This window comes from Coleofasciculus sp. FACHB-1120, assembly GCF_014698845.1.
Taxonomy (GTDB): Bacteria; Cyanobacteriota; Cyanobacteriia; order Cyanobacteriales; family FACHB-T130; genus FACHB-T130.
Genome location: NZ_JACJTV010000009.1, coordinates 80082 through 96530, shown reverse-complemented (window position 1 = coordinate 96530; position 16449 = coordinate 80082). Strand labels below are relative to the sequence as shown.

The 16449-nt window shown below is 46.5% G+C and carries 17 protein-coding genes and 1 pseudogene; 12 read left to right on the top strand and 6 right to left on the bottom strand.

Going from position 1 to position 16449, the window contains the following annotated elements:
- Positions 1 to 91: 91 nt before the first annotated feature.
- Positions 92 to 964, bottom strand: a complete 873-nt coding sequence (locus H6H02_RS11180; protein ID WP_190817561.1) for an MBL fold metallo-hydrolase — start codon at positions 962 to 964, stop codon at positions 92 to 94.
- Positions 965 to 1073: 109 nt separating this feature from the next.
- Between H6H02_RS11180 and H6H02_RS11175 the strand changes: the two genes are divergently transcribed.
- The gene (locus tag H6H02_RS11175; RefSeq protein WP_190817559.1) at positions 1074 to 1964 is read left to right on the top strand and encodes an ATP-grasp domain-containing protein; all 891 of its coding nucleotides are present in this window, start codon (positions 1074 to 1076) and stop codon (positions 1962 to 1964) included.
- A 38-nt stretch (positions 1965 to 2002) separates the two neighbouring features.
- Here the strand turns inward: H6H02_RS11175 and H6H02_RS11170 are convergent.
- The 4 genes and pseudogenes from H6H02_RS11170 to rpe form a co-directional block, all read right to left on the bottom strand.
- Positions 2003 to 2713, bottom strand: a pseudogene (locus tag H6H02_RS11170) (SDR family oxidoreductase).
- A gap of 507 nt (positions 2714 to 3220) precedes the next feature.
- Positions 3221 to 3418, bottom strand: coding sequence for a hypothetical protein (locus H6H02_RS11165; protein WP_242040666.1), 198 nt, complete (start codon positions 3416 to 3418; stop codon positions 3221 to 3223).
- A gap of 43 nt (positions 3419 to 3461) precedes the next feature.
- The gene (locus H6H02_RS11160; RefSeq protein WP_190817558.1) at positions 3462 to 4415 is read right to left on the bottom strand and encodes a WD40 repeat domain-containing protein; all 954 of its coding nucleotides are present in this window, start codon (positions 4413 to 4415) and stop codon (positions 3462 to 3464) included.
- A gap of 128 nt (positions 4416 to 4543) precedes the next feature.
- The gene (rpe, locus tag H6H02_RS11155) at positions 4544 to 5251 is read right to left on the bottom strand and encodes a ribulose-phosphate 3-epimerase (protein ID WP_190817555.1); all 708 of its coding nucleotides are present in this window, start codon (positions 5249 to 5251) and stop codon (positions 4544 to 4546) included.
- Between the two features lie 302 nt (positions 5252 to 5553).
- On the opposite strand from rpe, the gene H6H02_RS11150 reads away from it, so the two are divergent.
- From H6H02_RS11150 to H6H02_RS11130, 5 genes are all read left to right on the top strand, one after another.
- On the top strand, positions 5554 to 7182 hold the full coding sequence (locus H6H02_RS11150; RefSeq protein ID WP_347342603.1) for a S8 family serine peptidase: 1629 nt from the start codon (positions 5554 to 5556) through the stop codon (positions 7180 to 7182).
- Positions 7183 to 7368: 186 nt separating this feature from the next.
- A complete protein-coding gene (locus H6H02_RS11145) occupies positions 7369 to 8649 on the top strand; it encodes a serpin family protein (protein WP_190817553.1) in 1281 nt (426 codons plus the stop codon).
- Positions 8646 to 9044 (top strand): hypothetical protein, encoded by a 399-nt coding sequence (locus H6H02_RS11140; protein WP_190817551.1) that lies wholly within the window; start codon positions 8646 to 8648, stop codon positions 9042 to 9044. The genes H6H02_RS11145 and H6H02_RS11140 overlap by 4 nt, the downstream gene beginning before the upstream one ends.
- A gap of 423 nt (positions 9045 to 9467) precedes the next feature.
- The gene (locus tag H6H02_RS11135) at positions 9468 to 10874 is read left to right on the top strand and encodes an LCP family protein (protein WP_190817549.1); all 1407 of its coding nucleotides are present in this window, start codon (positions 9468 to 9470) and stop codon (positions 10872 to 10874) included.
- 148 nt (positions 10875 to 11022) lie between these two features.
- Positions 11023 to 11472 (top strand): hypothetical protein, encoded by a 450-nt coding sequence (locus H6H02_RS11130; RefSeq protein ID WP_190817547.1) that lies wholly within the window; start codon positions 11023 to 11025, stop codon positions 11470 to 11472.
- 66 nt (positions 11473 to 11538) lie between these two features.
- Here H6H02_RS11130 and H6H02_RS11125 read toward each other — a convergent pair whose 3' ends face one another.
- Complete coding sequence (locus tag H6H02_RS11125) at positions 11539 to 12483, bottom strand: alpha/beta fold hydrolase (RefSeq protein ID WP_190817679.1); 945 nt, start codon at positions 12481 to 12483, stop codon at positions 11539 to 11541.
- Between the two features lie 352 nt (positions 12484 to 12835).
- Between H6H02_RS11125 and speB the strand changes: the two genes are divergently transcribed.
- The 6 genes from speB (at position 12836) to H6H02_RS11100 (ending at position 16254) form a co-directional block, all read left to right on the top strand.
- Positions 12836 to 13756, top strand: a complete 921-nt coding sequence (gene speB, locus H6H02_RS11120; protein WP_190817545.1) for an agmatinase — start codon at positions 12836 to 12838, stop codon at positions 13754 to 13756.
- A gap of 72 nt (positions 13757 to 13828) precedes the next feature.
- The gene (locus tag H6H02_RS11115) at positions 13829 to 14386 is read left to right on the top strand and encodes a thioredoxin family protein (protein ID WP_190817536.1); all 558 of its coding nucleotides are present in this window, start codon (positions 13829 to 13831) and stop codon (positions 14384 to 14386) included.
- A gap of 118 nt (positions 14387 to 14504) precedes the next feature.
- Positions 14505 to 15233, top strand: coding sequence for a UMP kinase (pyrH, locus tag H6H02_RS11110; protein WP_190817534.1), 729 nt, complete (start codon positions 14505 to 14507; stop codon positions 15231 to 15233).
- Entirely contained in the window at positions 15220 to 15768 is a 549-nt protein-coding gene (frr, locus tag H6H02_RS11105; RefSeq protein ID WP_190817532.1) for a ribosome recycling factor, read from the top strand. Before pyrH ends, frr begins: the two co-directional genes overlap by 14 nt.
- Before the next feature lie 18 nt (positions 15769 to 15786).
- A complete protein-coding gene (locus H6H02_RS27615) occupies positions 15787 to 15915 on the top strand; it encodes a hypothetical protein (protein WP_277922546.1) in 129 nt (42 codons plus the stop codon).
- A gap of 180 nt (positions 15916 to 16095) precedes the next feature.
- Entirely contained in the window at positions 16096 to 16254 is a 159-nt protein-coding gene (locus tag H6H02_RS11100) for a hypothetical protein (protein WP_190817530.1), read from the top strand.
- Positions 16255 to 16449 lie beyond the last annotated feature (195 nt).

The following is a 16449-nucleotide window of genomic DNA, read 5'->3' as shown; positions in this document are numbered from 1 at the left end:
CGTCACAAGTTACGCATTGAGGCGCTATCCTTCCTACGCGGTGTGCTTTTAACCTCCTTGTTCAAGAGGCGTTGGGGAAATCAAAAAGACCTTAATGCGCTTCCATCCAGGCAATACACTGCTGCATCTGCTGGCGCATCGTCTCATTGTCAGCATGGTATCGGCGTCCATGACCGGGTAGCACCCACTCGAAGGAGTAATTCGCCAGCTTTCGCATTGATTTGAGCAATTCAGGCCAAGAGTACCAACAGGCATTGCGGAAGGCATACAGGTGGTTTAGACTCTGCGACCAAGCGAGATGATCTCCTGTGAAAAGAAATTTATTTTTGTACAGTAAAACTGTGTGACCTTTTGTATGACCGGGCACTGGGATAATTAACAAATCTGGCTCCAACTGTACTGGTTCTAAGCCAGTTAGCTGAATTTCCACATTGCGAGTACCCGAAGAAATTTCGTCGGTGTGGAGAATTCGCTGACATCCAAAATGCTCGGCATACTTTTGATGATCCACTACATCATCTCGGTGTGTCAGATACATATAGCGAATCTCTCCCATTTCCTCTAGTCGCTTTACCAGAGGAGGCGTATAGCGGGGAGAATCAACTAACACATTGCCTTCCGGTCGCACAATTAAATAGCTGGCAGCGCCATAGGAATTTTCTGCATGATAGCCACAATGATAGATATTTTCAGCGACTAAAATTGGAAAACTGTGCTGAGCATCTTTAACGTCTTTTGGCTTTTCTACAGTTCCAATCGAAGCCGTAGGACAAGACAAAAGAGCCTGCATTGCTCTTAATCTTTCAGCCTCATTCTCTGGCTGATGATAAACTGCTGACTGCTCATCGGTGCGATAAAATACCTCTGGAGTCATCCAACGACAAGTATCGCAATCAATACAAGTCGTATCGACGTAAAAATCGCCACTAACATTTTCGGGGTGGCGCTGAGTTAAATGAGCCATAATTCAACCTGATGATATCGCGATATAGTTTATTTAATTTTTTTGTAGAGACGCCGATTTATAGCGCCTCCCTAATTTCTATGTTACACAAACAATCCAATATCTAAAGATGATTGTTTTGAGCGAATCACCAAAACAAGTAAATTCCTCGGCTAGCGCCAAAGAAAATAAATTATTAACTCAGACGGCTCAACTTTTGGGGTACAAAGTTTACTATATTCCACCAAATTTTGAACAATGCTGTACTGCTGAAAATGCCCTATACCATATTCCTCAATACGCTAGAGAGACTGCCGGTATCTGGATAGGATATATTCCTGAGCTTGAACGCTACGAGGCTATCTATAATGCAGCTTTGACTAAGGGGATAAAACTGCTTAATACACTATTGCAACATCAAACGGCAATGGAATTCGATTTGTTTTATCCTCGCTTGCAGGACTTAACCACTGAAGGTATTGTAATCAAATCGATTGATGAATGCGTTGAAGCTGGCAAAATATTGGGATTTCCTGTATTTATAAAAGGGGCAGTCCAGTCTAGAAAGATACAGGGTTGGAAGTCATGCGTAGCAAACACTCAGGAGGAGTTAGTCAAGCTTAAAAAATGGTTATTAACACTCAAATATGGAGCGAGAGGCAGAGTCATTGTCAGAAAATTAGTGAACTTTCGGCACCAGCGCCTAGCGCCAAACGGATTCCCGATGGGAAGGGAGTTTAGAGTTTTTATTTACGATAGGCAAGTCTTAAAATATGGATATTATTGGGATAGGCAAGATGATTTAAGCAAGTTAGCGCCCCAGGAAGAAAAAGAAGTATTAAACTTGGCAGTGCTAGCATCTAAACGCTTAGGTGTGCCTTATGTAGCCATCGATATTGGTCAATTAGACAGTGGAGAATGGATAGTGATAGAAACAGGAGATGCCCAATTTGCAGGGATTAGTCACATCCCTGTGCTTGAGCTTTTATACCAGTTAAAAAATGTAACCTTAGGCGGATGACAGACATTTAAACTATCACCTTTATTGGGTTATGCCGCTTACCAAGGGATAGGTTGGCGATCGCGGAAAAAACCACTCGTGGGGCCATCATCAGGAAGGGTCGCCAGCCACACAATCGTATCAACCCCTTGCTCCACAGACCTGGTAGCATTTGAACCACCCATATCAGTTCTTACCCAGCCAGGACACACAGAATTCACTAAAATATTGGTGCCTTCCAACTCATTGGCAAAAATCCGTGTCAGGGCATTTAATCCGGTTTTAGACATTCGATAAGCGGGAAATCCCGTGTTCATGTCGGATAACTGTCCTGCTCCCGATGATACATTCACAACGCGCCCATAGTGATGCTCTTTCATCAGCGGAATTAACGCTTAGCAAAGGAGTAATGGGCCGTGTAAATTTGTCTCCATCGTTTCGTGGATGGTACTCAGCTTAGTGTTGAAGATACTACCCTCTGGATCTCCTAAAGGATCTCTCGCAATCCCAGCATTGTTCACCAGAATATCTAATCGCCCAAATTGATTGCCGATGAACTGAGCAAGATGCTCAATACTCTCTGCACTGGTAACATCAAGCGGATGAAAAACTACATCTAAGCCTTCAGCTTGCAATTTCTCAACGGCTGCTTTTCCCTTTGCTTCATCACGACTGGTCAGAATAACTTGGATATCTCTCTTTGCTAGTTGTCGGCAAGTTTCAAACCCCAGTCCCCGATTGGCACCCGTAACAATTGCGACTTTCTTCATCAAATTTCCTATGCTCCCACTGATTCCTCTGTTTCTACCCTAGACTTTTTTGCTTTGATTGAGGCAAGTATTAGCCCCTCCGGGCTAAAGACGATTGTTGCCAAGTTTGATGAACTACTACAGCAGGTGTTGAGAATTTTGGATTCAGTGTTATCTGTTATGTAGAGGGTATTGTTCCTAAACCCGTCCCTATATTAAATCCCAACAAATTCAACCAATCCTGTACAGACTGGGGGCGATACTTTGGATTCAGCACTATTCCCCGCATAATTGCCTGATTGTTAGATCGCTTCTATAGCGTTTTTCATTTGGGTGGAATATATCGCAGTTCTGACATTACCGCCACCAAGGTTAGGGACATGGCAATGCCATGTCCCTACGGATGTATCACACCCAACCTTGAATATATGCGATATAGCACTTCTAAATAATTCGTGAAGGTGAGATACTTAACTTCTTAGAGAAGTCGGGTATCTGAAGGGGTGGCTCACAACACAAATAGGATTGCTATACCTTCTTCGTAGCATAAAATTTTCCTCGCCACTCAGCACACTCAGCATTAAAGGGAAAGTTACGCCTAAACCCTGTTCGCTGTAATTGAGCAGGAAATGTTGTACCGCCTTCAACAGTGGCAATAACTTCTGCCTCAGTTGCACCACGCTCAATTAATCTTGCTTGAACATGAAGATGTAGCTTAACGCTCACCTTTGTTAATTCCTGGAGATTCTATAAATTAAACTGTCCTTTTTTAAAAAGATAACTGCCAAATCTTGATAGTCTTGTCATCACTGCCACTAACTAAAGTTTGTCCATCCGGGCTAAAAGCGACGGAATAAACTCCCCATGAATGCCCCGTTAGAGTACAAATTTTCTCTCTGGTATCAAGATTCCACAGTTCGATGATTCCGTCTTCTTTACCATCTTCTAGGCTTTCAGAATCAATACCACCACTGGCTAAAATCTTCCCGTCTGGGCTAAAAGCTAAGCAATTTGACGAGTTAGGGTTCTGTGTAAAAGTATAGATTTTTTCGCCAGTTTTGATATTCCACAGCATAATGTTTGGGGGATTAAAAGTCGCAAAAGTTTCTCCATCTGGGCTGGGGGCGATGGAAAAAATGCAATCCATACCCTGTTTCCAACTCATTGCCCAGATTTCCTCACCAGTGGTTAAATTCCACGCTACGGCGTTTAAGAATACAGCATCATCCCCACTACCACTGATGAGAGTATGTCCATCTGGACTGAAGATAAGAGAAAAACCGTAATATACTTCTACTTGCCACTTCAGAGTGCGGATTTCCTTCCCAGTTCTAATATCCCAAAGTTTGATAGTTGTGTCTTCACTCGCAGTTGCTAGAGTCTTCCCATCGGGGCTGAGAGCGACGGAAGTAATGGAGCCTGAATGACCAGTGAGGGTATAAATTTCTTCTCTAGTGCTGAGGTTCCATAACTTAATAGTTGTGTCGCGACTACCACTTGCTAGAATCTTCCCATCAGGGCTGATAGCAACGGAAGTAATGGAGCCTGAATGCCCCGCGAGGGTGTAGAGTTCCCTCCCAGTGCTGAGGTTCCATAGCTTGATGGTTTCGTCACTACTGCCACTAGCTAAAGTCTGTCCATCCGGGGTAATGGCAACGGAAATAACGGAGTTAGAATGTCCGGTGAGGGTGTGTATACATTGCCAAGTGGGAGTGTGAGACATAAATAGGACTTGGGATAGGGGGGAGAATGCGATCGCATTCCCCTCCATCTAACAACAAAAAAAGCCTGCATAGGCAGGCTTCGTTCGCGTAGCCGCACCCTTCGAGGGTGCAGGCATAATTAATTAAATTAAACTTTAGCCAACTCAGGAGCCGGACGCTTACTATTACGAATCCCTTCAATTGCTTCAGCGTAATCCTTCGCCTTAAACACAGCAGAACCAGCAACAATTGCATTAGCGCCAGCTTCCAAAACCTGCCAAGTATTGTTACCTTTCAAACCCCCATCCACTTCAATCCAGGGATCTAAACCGCGTTCATCGCACATTTGACGCAACTTCCGGATTTTCGGCACCATCTCTGGGATAAAACTTTGACCGCCGAAACCAGGGTTAACGCTCATAATCAGTACCAGATCGCAAATCTCCAGCACATACTCAATCAAATCCAAGGGAGTAGAAGGATTGAGAACGACACCCGCCTTTTTACCCAGTTCCTTGATTTGCCCTAGAGTCCGGTGCAGATGCGGTGAAGCGTTGTGTTCCGCATGAACGTAAATATGATCTGCCCCCGCCTTCGCAAAATCTGCTACATACTTTTCTGGTTCCACAATCATCAAGTGGACATCCAGGGGCTTTTGGGTAACCGGGCGAATCGCTTCTACAATCAGCGGACCAATGGTGATATTCGGGACAAAGCGACCATCCATCACATCAATGTGAATCCAATCGGCACCGGCGGCATCCACCGCCCGAATTTCCTCTCCCAATCGACTGAAGTCAGCTGATAGGATTGATGGAGCGATAACAATCGGCTTCTGGGATGGCGTTTGGGTCATGGTTATTTATACTCTCTTGCGTCCTCGTCTGGTATTCAGTTTAACAAAAGACGCGGCAAGCCTTAAAAAAGTATGAAGCAAGTAGATGGACATCCATAAACTGCAATATTCACCTAGTCCTTAACTCCTTTTTATCCTAAGAAAGGGGGCTATTTCCCCGCCCTTTGTAGGGAAAGGGTTGGGAGAGAGGATGTAGGGTTTAAATTTGACTGAACTTTCTCCCCAACGATGAAGTGTGAATTCACCTTTCAACCTTCAAAACTTCAATCTACAACCTTCAAAACTTCAGTGGAGAAGCTTGCGTGGCTCACCAGCAGATTTTCAAAAAACTGACATGGCTTGTTTGGGGGCTGGGAATTACCGCCTTAACAGCTCCTTCCTCTCTGGCGAAAGACCCCTCATCACTGGGAGAAGCTGGCATTGATGCCCAAAGGCTACACGCGCCTCCTTATAACTTATTGGGTCGTAAGATTGCGATTGGTCAGGTAGAGATTGGAAGACCAGGACAATTTGGTTTGGATAAAGCCGTTTCCCGGAATCGAATCTTCGCCTTAATGCGAGTCTTTTATCGAAATGCTCCAGCCAAAGCGGATAGCAATGTCGATGGGCACGCAGCAATGGTAGCAAGCGTGATGATTAGCTCGGATAAAGGTTTTCCGGGAGTGGCACCAGAGGCACGACTTTATGCTTCTGCGGTTGGCGCACCGCAAAAAACAGGTCAACCGGAAGAGTGCTTATCCACGCAGTATGTAGCAATGCAAAATGGGGACGATGTTCGGGCAATTAACTTTAGTTTTGGAGAGTCTCTGGAGCGAGATTCTCGACCAAACCCGATTTTGGATGGTAATGCTCTGCTAACACAGTGTATTGACTGGTCTGCCCGCGTCCACGACTCGCTTTATGTGGTGGCGGGGAATCAAGGGACTGGCGGGATTCCGATTCCCACCGATAACTATAATGGCGTCAATGTTGCTTATACAACGCGCCGCGAGGGAATTTTTACGAAAGTAGATTTTGCCAACTTGAGCGCTGCACCCATCGGGATTGCGAAGCGTCTGCTTGACCGAGAAATTAATGTTGGCCCGCGTCGCTCGATTAATTTGGTGGCACCCGGTAGCCATATCGAGGTATTAGATATTAAGGGTAAGGAAAGTCGAGTGACGGGGACGAGTTTTGCGGCTCCCCATGTCACCGCATCTGTGGCGTTGTTACAAGAATATAGCGATCGCCAGCTGCGAACACAACAGCCCAACTGGACTCTAGACGCCCGACGTCATGAAGTCATGAAAGCCGTCCTGCTGAACTCCGCCGAAAAAATCAAAGACAGTGGTGATGGACTGCGCCAAGCCATGAGTCGCACAATTTTGACCAAAGATAACCGCGACTGGTTAGCCTCCGATGCTTACAAAGACCAAAAAATCCCACTAGACTTCCAAATGGGTACCGGACAGATGAACACTTTTCGGGCTTACCAGCAATTTAGTCCCGGTCAGTGGAACTCTGAAAAGCCGGTGCCGTTGGTCGGTTGGGATTACCGCACGGTGAAGGAGTCTGCATTTCAGGATTATGTGTTGAATCAACCATTGCAGCAAGGGAGTTTTGCCTCCATTACGCTTGCCTGGGACAGGCGGGTGGAGTTGCAAGATCTAAATAACAACAAGCAGTTTGATGTCGGGGAAAGTTTTAGCGATCGCGGCTTAAACAATCTCGATATCTACCTGATGCGAGCCGAAGATAATGATATCAGCAAGAGTATCTGGTCTTCTCAAAGCGATGTTGATAGTGTAGAACACATTTTTCATGAAATTCCTGCCACAGGTCGCTACAAAATCCGCGTCCAATATCGTCAGAAATTCAATGAAAATACTCAAGCCTATGCTTTAGCTTGGTGGACGGTACCCGCGAAAGAGCTACTCAAACGGAACAATTAAACAGAGAATCGCGATTTGAGATTGCAGAATATACGGGTGCGTTTAACAAAATATCGCACCTTGTATAGACACACTCCTTAAACCTTCACCGATCCGGTTCAGTTGCCAAAACCGTAACCACTGGAACGTCCCTGGCTGTTAGCCGTCATTCTAGAAAAGGAATGTTCCGGCAATATAAACAGCTATATGAAGCGACCAACGTTCAGTCTAATGGTAGCGATCGCATCAATCAGTTTCCTCCTACTCGGTTTCTTGGGATGCTCGATGGTCAAAAATCCGCAGGCTGCAATCGGTGAAACCAGGCAGCCTGAGACATCTCCTACCATCAGTCAGCGCCAGAAAAAAACCGTAGATTCGAGACTGGTTGCAGCGAACACAAAATTTGGGTTCAAACTATTCAAGGAAATTTTAAAAGAGGACAGCGGCAAGAATATTTTTGTTTCACCTTCTAGTGTAGCGATCGCGCTCTCGATGACCTACAACGGTGCTAGCGGCGATACTCAACAAGCAATGACAAAAACGCTGGAATTGCAAGGATTAAGTCTACAGGAAGTCAATCAAGCCAATGACGCCTTAAAAACGCTCTTAGAAAATCCAGATCCCCAAGTGCAACTGACCATTGCTAACTCTCTTTGGGCAAAGAAGGGCGTCTCATTTAACCCGGAATTTCTTCAAAAAAACCGCCAATTTTACCAGGCAAAAATCGCAGGATTAGACTTTACAAACCCCAGCGCTCCATCTGACATCAATAACTGGGTTAAACAAAATACCGGCGGCAAAATTAAGTCGATTATCAACGAAATTCCATCCGATCAAGTGCTATTTTTAATCAACGCTCTTTACTTCAAAGGGACTTGGACAAAGAAATTTGACCAGAAGCAAACAACAACTGAACCGTTCTATCTTGCCGATGGAACTCAGAAACAACATCCCATGATGTCTCAAAGGGATAAATATAAATACTATGAAAACGACCAGTTTCAAGCCGTTAGCTTACCCTACGGAAAAGGAAAACTTAGTTTGTATATTTTCCTGCCGAAAGAAAATTTTAAACTAACAAATTTTTACCAGCAGCTAAATACTGAAAACTGGGAGCAATGGATGACCCAGTTCAAAAAGAAACCGGGATTTATCCAGATGCCTCGTTTCAAAATGGACTACGACATAGAACTCAACGACGCTCTCACCGCACTGGGCATGGAAGTAGCTTTCGACTCAAAGGCTAATTTTACTCAGATGAGTTCTATCCCACTCCAGCTCAATCAAGTCAAGCACAAAACCTTTGTGGAAGTAAACGAAGCAGGAACCGAAGCAGCCGCAGTCACTGCCGTCGGAGTAGTGACAACATCTGCACCGATGGCAGAGGAACCCTTCGAGATGATTGTTAACCGCCCGTTTTTCGCTTGCATTCGAGATAATCAAACTGGAACCGTTCTATTTATGGGGTCTATTGTGGAACCAAAATGAAAGACATTGACCCGTTTGAAAATCAAGACATCCAGAGGAACGAGTTGGAAACCCCACTTTACCAGCTGTTTATCTACTTGATTCCTGTGGTTGGTTTTTTCCCCGCCCTCTGGACACTGTATCGAGGTAATAGCAACCGGCAACAACAAACCGTAAGCAGACTTTCAGTGACGCTGGCTCTCGGTTGGCTCGTGGCATACGGTTTATTAGGGGCTGGAGTTGCACAAGCTTCGGAAACTTTAACCCTGCGTTTGTTATTTATCAATGGTCTGCTGACATCAGGTTATTTTTTGGTCAGCTTATGGTTGATGGTGCGTCTGTGGCAACGGAAATCTGTACGTCTTCCGGGTGTTAGCCAGCTGGCAGAGGGAGTCGTTCGCAAACACTTGTCCTAAAGAGTGTTTTATTGCTTAGCCTCAGTTTGGGATGAGGCACAGAGGTTGTAGGCGCAAAGTATTTTTTCAAGCAAAGCAACCGAAGTTACGAGTCCAAGCCATTTGTATCCGGATGCTTTGCTTGAACAAAAGTAAGGAATGGGGAGGTCTCATTAAGATTCGACCGATGCACTTGATAGCTGGCTCTGCCTCCTGGTTCTGCCTCTAGCCTACGCATCTCTACCCAAATGAGGTTAAACTCTTGCCAGTGTTTGCCTGTTTTTGCACAAAATCGGTAGAAAAACTGCTATGAGTGTTCTAGTGCAATCTCTCTTAAGGACGGATTTTGTTAGAGATAAACGTCCCAGCTCCAGATTGCCAGATTCCACGCCCCTACCTTGAACACAAATTCGTGCTATCTTTTTTGCGTGTGTGAGGAAGCCAGTGTCAGCCCGAAAAATTCCTGAAAAACGCCCGTGGGGGCAAACATCCAATCAACCCATCAAGAAAAGACCTGTTAAAAAACGAAACCAGGTAAACTGGCTTTGGCTTGGGTTGGGCTTGACTGGGGTGGCAATGCTGTCAGCAACTGCGGGAGCTTTGTTAGCCGTGTCTTTTTCCAGTACGCCCTTGCTGCAAAGCCAGCTAAGTCCTGAAGAAGCAGCGGTGTTTGATGGCGATCGCATCTCCCGTACCAGTATGCGGTTGCCAGAACTGACCCGCCCCGTCAATATCTTAGTTATGGGAATCAAGGTTATCTCCTCCGACCTGGATAACCCTCCTGCTGAAACAAAAAATCTGGGATACCACGCGCTGGTGAACTCCTTCGAGGGTCTATCAGATACCATGCTTTTGCTGCGGTTTGACCCGGAGGCGCAAAAAATCGCAGCTTTATCCATCCCACGAGATACCCGCACCTTTGTGGAGGGAGTCGGCGTTACCAAGATTAATGCCGCGAATCTTGAGGGGGGGCCAGCCCTTAGTGCTAAGACAACCAGCGACCTTCTCAGCGGAGTCGGAATCGATCGCTACATCCGAATTAACGTTCAGGGGGTAGAGAAGCTGGTGGACGCCTTGGGTGGCGTTACCGTCTATGTCCCCAGGGATATGAAATATCGAGATGAGAGCCAGCACCTGTACATCAACCTGAAAGCAGGAAAACAACATCTCAATGGCAATCAAGTGCTGCAATTGCTGCGCTTCCGCTATGACAAGTATGGCGATATTGGGCGGATTCAGCGGCAGCAAATGGTCATGCGGGCACTGATGGAACAAGCACTGAATCCAACCACTTTGGCGAGAATGCCGAAGATTCTCTCGGTTATCCAATCGCATATTGACACCAACTTAACGGTTGAGGAGTTGTTAGCCCTAGTTGGTTATGGCGTCAAGACAGACCGTTCCCAAGTGCAAATGCTCATGGTACCGGGTGACTTTAGTGGCAACGGGAATCATGAGGTGAGTTATTGGGTGCCAAATCGCCGCCGCATCCGGACAATGATGGCACAGCATTTTGACCAGGGAATGGACGGTGGCGAAGCAAGCGACCCAGCCTATATCCGGGTAGCGATTCAAGATAGTACGGGCGATCGCAAGGCTGTGCAATCCTTAATCAACACGCTCAATAATGCTGGCTACCGAAATGTCTACGTTGACGACCCGTGGCCCGAACCGTTGCGGGTAACGCACGTAGTGGCTCAACAGGGAGATGGAAATAGTGCCAAAGCTATCTACCGTTCGTTGGGATTTGGGGAAGTGCGGATTGAAAGCACTGGCCACCTGGTCTCGGATGTGACGATTCAGCTAGGTCAAGATTGGCTGAAGAGGAGTACGAATCAAGACTCATTTTAAATGGGTAATTGGTCATGAGAGTTTTAAGTTTTGAGTTGAAGAGAGTTCTTCAACTCAAAACTTAAAACCTTTTCTTAGCGACCAATTACCAAACAGGTGATTGTTCTAGTGTGGGTGACTACTTGGAAGCGCTGGGGGGCGGCTTAAAATGTCTGTTGACTTCCTCAGATTGATTCCAACAGCTCCACAGCTTGTACCTGATACCGCAGCTCAACAGATGACCTTGCAATTGTTCAAGTCTTTTGTCCCGCAGGCAGATCGGGTGTATCTCAGAGTTACAGATGACGTGGAATTTGTTGACCCAGGTAGCAACTTGGAACAAATCTTCTGTCCTGTCTGTTTATCCTACCTGGAAACTCGGTGGTGGCAACAAGCTATGGACACCGCATACTGCACAAGATTTAACGAGCTGATGGTTATCGTGCCTTGTTGCGGTGCTGTCTGTTCGCTAAATGACCTGCGGTATGAGTGTCCCGCTGGTTTCGCTCGTTTTATTCTAGAAGCACGCCAACCCAACACAGAGCTTGATAATAGCCAGATTCACTTGCTAGAGCAAATGCTGGGATGTCCATTGCGAAAAATATGGGCGCACTACTAAGGCGCACTATCTATTAAGTTGATAAAGGTGCAGCACTGAAGCATAGATGCCACAATTCCAGCACTTCTAAGGATTTTCAGCTAAAACTTGATTGTCCGAGTACAGCTGCAATATCCACTCCTGCAAAATTGGGTTAACTAACTCAGGCGCTTCATCCTGAGGACAATGCCCCACACCTTCGATGGGAATAAACTTCTCAATTTTCGGGTAATTGGCAAACTCTCGCCCCAGCTCGATGGGTTCCCAAGGATCTTCCGTTCCCCAGAGGATGATTGTCGGGCAGGGCAGCAGAGGCAGCAGGTCTTCCGGCAGTGGCCCTTGAGAATAGCGTGTAAAGGCGACAAAAACGTCCACAGCACCCTCATCAAAGGCGGGTGCCATGAGCATATCCACCAGTTCATCAGTCACCGCTTCTGGGTGCTTGTAGGCTTGCAGGAGAACCTTCCGTACTACCTTTGGCTTGGCAAGTTGGCTAAAGAAGAATTTGCCAATCCACTTGACTGCCAGCAGTCGTTGAACAATAGGTGCCCCAAAGCTGCGATACCAAGGCAATTGGGCGCGTTTGCGGTCGTGCAGCAGCCGCAGAGAACAGTTAATTAGGGCAGTTCCCAAGATAATATCTGGATGATCGACTGCTGCTTGCATTGCCACAATACAGCCGATGGAATTTCCGACTAAAAAAACGGGGCTTCCCACCACCTCGCGGCAAAAATCAGCGAGTTGCTGTCCCCAAGTTTCAAAGGTGTAGGAAATCTTGCCCCCTGGAGTGGGTTTTGCGGAACCACCAAAGCCAATTAAGTCAATGGCATAGACGCGGCAATGTTGAGCCAGCACCGGGATGTTTTTGCGCCAGTGCCCCCAAGATGCCCCAAATCCATGTACCAGCACCACCGCTGGCCCTTGAGTTCCTTGAGTCTGGTAGCAGATGGGAAAACCTTGCCAAGTCCAAGTTTTCGTGACGATATGGGCAGCGGTAGGTGCGGTTGGAGTGGTGGAGGAGGATGGAGTCATGGGATAGATAGCGATCACATCTCTTTGATTTCTATCCCGTCGCACCTTGAGTGCGCTCTCAACGCCACGGGTAGACTTAGCTTTTCTAATTTTACAATTCTTCAACTCTAGAAAACACGGATTCCAGTAATTTTGAGCCACTGAATCGAAAATCCCGTAAAAACTCTGATGCCAAGTGTAGATAAGCCTGGTACACAGGTGAAGAATCTAAAAGCTAGCGGAAAGTGGCACGGAGAATTCGTATTTTCAATTTCCAATTTCAAAACCTTAGCTTTTCACCTGTGCGTAGCACTCAAAGCGAGGAGTGTGTCAGTATCTAGATTGGTGAGTCCCTAATGAAATTTAGTTGGTGATGACTACGGTGCAAACTTCTACTTCTGTTGCTTCGGTTGTACCATTCCTTAGCTCTGATTTAGCTTCTACCTACGATGCCACGCGGGTGGGGATTTTGCCGATTCCTTACGAGGCGACAACGTATCGAAATGGCTGCGAAAAAGGGCCAGATGCGATTCTAGAAGCCTCTGGGCAGGTGGAATATTATGATGAAGAGCTAGATTGGGAAACTGGCAAAGACATTGGAATTTATACGGCTGAATCGATTGCAGATACCCGCAACGGTCGTTCAGTTTCATCTGAGGAAATGCTGCAAGTTACCCGCGAAACGGTATCCCAGATGATAGCTGACGGCAAGTTTGTCATTGGTCTGGGTGGCGAACACAGCATTACGACTGGTCTTGTGGAGGCATACCGAGAAGCCTCCCCCAATGAACCCTTTACGGTCGTGCAAATAGATGCTCATGGCGATTTGCGCTATGAGTACGAAGGCTCGATTCACAACCATGCTTGCGTGATGCGGCGGATTGTGGAGATGGGATTGCCAGCCGTCCAAATCGGTATCCGCGCCATTTGCAAAGAAGAAGCCGATCTGATCAAAGAGAAAAATCTGACGGTGTTTCGGGCCAGAGAAATTGCGACACAACCGGATTGGATGGAAAGAGCGATCGCTAGTATCCCTACCAAACGAGTTTTCCTCACCATTGACCGCGACGGGATTGACCCCACCTTAATACCTTGTGTCGGCACCCCAGAACCCGGTGGATTAAATTGGTACTCCCTACTCTCTTTTTTGCGGCAAGTGTTTCAAAATCACGAGGTGATTGGTTGTGATGTCATGGAATTGGCACCAATTGTAGATTCCGTGGTATCCGAATTTACCGCTGCCAAATTAGTCTATAAACTAATCGGTTATCAGGCGTTCTCCCAAAGCAAATAGACGCCCAAATTACCTTGTCCCTTACTCCTGTAGCCTCATCAAACTTTGTTGTAATTACCCAAGGATAAGTAAATGAGTGTAATGGAAAAGACCGGCACTCCTATTGGTAGTTATGCCCCAGATTTTGAATTACCGGGAAGCGATAATCAAGTCCACCACTTGGCTCGGTATTTAGAAAAGTATCGAGCGGTGGGCGTTGTTTTCATGTGCAATCATTGCCCATACGTGCAGTCCTATCTGGGTAGGCTAATTCAGATTCAAACCGAGTTCCAAAGCCAGGGATTTACCCTAATTGGCATCAACGCCAATGATGCTGTCCAGTCGCCTGAAGACAGCTTCGAGAAGATGCAAACTTTGGTAGCAACTCACGGTCTAAATTTTCCTTATCTGCGAGATACCACTCAGGATGTGGCTCGTTGCTTCGGGGGACAGACAACGCCGGAGGTTTTCTTATTAGATAATTCTGGAATACTCCGCTACAGCGGACGGATTGATGATAATTCCCAAGATCCAGCAGCGGTGAAGGTGCATTATTTACGGGATGCGATCGCTTCTTTGCTGCAAGGAAAAACGGCGATTCCGACCGCCTCAACCAAGGCAGTCGGCAGCCCGATCGGGTGGCGTCATTAACCCCTAGTCTCAAGCCTCCCCATACTTTAGTCACTAAATTTGGGGATAATATCACAAAACTTACTCCTCTACTGTTATCTTATGGTGGAGGTATTTTGAGTGAGACAATAGTCTGGGCATGGGGATAACTTATCGGCGGGTTTTACTAAAGCTGAGCGGTGAAGCTTTAATGGGCAACCTGGGCTATGGAATCGATCCAATTGTGGTTCAGGAAATCGCTCAGGAAGTCGCAGAGGTCGTGGCAAGTGGCATTCAGATAGCAATTGTCGTCGGTGGCGGCAATATCTTTCGCGGTGTCAAGGCAGCTTCGGCGGGCATGGATCGGGCGACAGCCGACTACATCGGGATGATTGCAACGGTGATGAATGCGATGACCTTGCAAGACTCCTTGGAGCAAATCGGAGTACCGACACGAGTGCAAACAGCGATCGCAATGCAGGAAGTGGCAGAGCCTTATATCCGGCGTCGCGCCATTCGCCACTTGGAAAAAGGACGGGTCGTGATTTTTGGGGCTGGATCGGGAAACCCCTTCTTCACCACTGATACGACTGCTGCCTTGCGAGCGGCGGAAATTGATGCGAATGTAATTTTTAAAGCAACCAAAGTAGACGGGATCTATGATTCAGACCCCCATCTCAACCCAGGCGCACGTCGCTATCAAAGCTTGACCTACGGGCACGTCCTCACTCACGATCTGCGGGTGATGGATAGTACCGCGATCGCCCTGTGCAAAGAAAACAACATCCCCATCGTTGTGTTCGACCTCTCGGTGCGGGGCAATATCCACCGCGCCGTTACGGGAGAAGCTGTGGGAACAATTGTAGGAGGATCTTGTGAAATTAGCTGATGTTGAAAGTCATATGCAAAAGACAATTGAGGCAACTCAACGGTCTTTTAATACAATTCGGACGGGACGGGCGAACGCCTCCCTCCTCGACCGGGTGTCGGTGGAATACTATGGTGCCCCCACCCCTCTGAAGTCTCTGGCAAGTATCAATACACCAGATTCTAGTACGATTACCATTCAGCCGTTTGATCGCGGCAGCATGAATCTGATCGAAAAAGCGATTTCTTTATCAGATGTCGGTTTAACTCCGAGCAATGATGGCTCAGTCATTCGCTTGAATATTCCCCCCCTAACCACCGAGCGTCGTAAAGAACTGGCGAAAATCGCTGCCAAGTATGCTGAAGAAGGTAGAGTTTCTGTTCGCAATATCCGCCGCGACGCCGTAGACTCAATTCGCAAGCAAGAAAAAAATAGTGAAGTCTCTGAGGATGAAGCGCGAGACTTGCAGGAAAAAGTTCAAAAGCTAACTGACAAGTACATTGCCAAGGTTGATGAGCTGTTAGCCGAGAAAGAGAAAGATATCACGACCGTTTAAAGTCATTAGTCACTCGTCATGGGTCGTTCGTCAACAGCGATCGCGCTTCAGCTAAGGACTCAGGACGAAGGGCTAAAAACTGAGACTAGGCAGGTTGGAGCGCTTGTGCCTCGAAGGCAGGGCGAACCAGGAACGCCACGTGCATAGGATAGCCCTGGGAGTAGATTGCATCGATGTACCGCAGGGCTGTTTCTCGATTTTTGCAGGTGCGTAGAACTTTCTCGTTGCCGTTGGCGTATTGGATGCGTAATTCCCAGAACATCGCTTTTCCCCTTATGAAAATAGTAGAAGCACCAAATAGTCGGTCAGCGACTTTATAAAGCTTTCATGAACTTATCTTATAAGCTTTATGTAAACTTTGCACTCAGTAAAATTGAGGAATTGAATAAATATTGCGATCGCGCCTCTAGCTGTCTGGAAGAAAAAGCTGAACAACTACGTACTGGAAAACACGGTTTGTCTTCTAGAATTCAAGAGAAAATCTAAATAAAGGCGAATAATATTTATCTTATAAAATCCTGAAGCACTGAATTTGTATACGTTTTACTGAAATAAGCATAATTACGCAAATACCCATCTGGTAGGGAAAACAATTAAGCTTAATTCCCAGTGAGTGTCAAGGGTGAGAATGTAGATTCTTCACTTGACAAGCTTAAATTGTAAGTGTCTCCAGGAGCAAAA

Excerpts from the sequence above, each read along its gene's own strand:
- H6H02_RS11180 (WP_190817561.1), bottom strand. The coding sequence starts at position 964 with ATGGCTCATTTAACTCAGCGCCACCCCGAAAATGTTAGTGGCGATTTT.
- H6H02_RS11175 (WP_190817559.1), top strand. The coding sequence starts at position 1,074 with ATGATTGTTTTGAGCGAATCACCAAAACAAGTAAATTCCTCGGCTAGC.
- H6H02_RS11160 (WP_190817558.1), bottom strand. The coding sequence starts at position 4,415 with ATGTCTCACACTCCCACTTGGCAATGTATACACACCCTCACCGGACAT.
- rpe (WP_190817555.1), bottom strand. The coding sequence starts at position 5,251 with ATGACCCAAACGCCATCCCAGAAGCCGATTGTTATCGCTCCATCAATC.
- H6H02_RS11145 (WP_190817553.1), top strand. The coding sequence starts at position 7,369 with ATGAAGCGACCAACGTTCAGTCTAATGGTAGCGATCGCATCAATCAGT.
- H6H02_RS11140 (WP_190817551.1), top strand. The coding sequence starts at position 8,646 with ATGAAAGACATTGACCCGTTTGAAAATCAAGACATCCAGAGGAACGAG.
- H6H02_RS11130 (WP_190817547.1), top strand. The coding sequence starts at position 11,023 with ATGTCTGTTGACTTCCTCAGATTGATTCCAACAGCTCCACAGCTTGTA.
- H6H02_RS11125 (WP_190817679.1), bottom strand. The coding sequence starts at position 12,483 with ATGACTCCATCCTCCTCCACCACTCCAACCGCACCTACCGCTGCCCAT.
- speB (WP_190817545.1), top strand. The coding sequence starts at position 12,836 with ATGACTACGGTGCAAACTTCTACTTCTGTTGCTTCGGTTGTACCATTC.
- H6H02_RS11115 (WP_190817536.1), top strand. The coding sequence starts at position 13,829 with ATGAGTGTAATGGAAAAGACCGGCACTCCTATTGGTAGTTATGCCCCA.
- pyrH (WP_190817534.1), top strand. The coding sequence starts at position 14,505 with ATGGGGATAACTTATCGGCGGGTTTTACTAAAGCTGAGCGGTGAAGCT.
- H6H02_RS27615 (WP_277922546.1), top strand. The coding sequence starts at position 15,787 with ATGGGTCGTTCGTCAACAGCGATCGCGCTTCAGCTAAGGACTCAGGAC.
- H6H02_RS11100 (WP_190817530.1), top strand. The coding sequence starts at position 16,096 with ATGAACTTATCTTATAAGCTTTATGTAAACTTTGCACTCAGTAAAATT.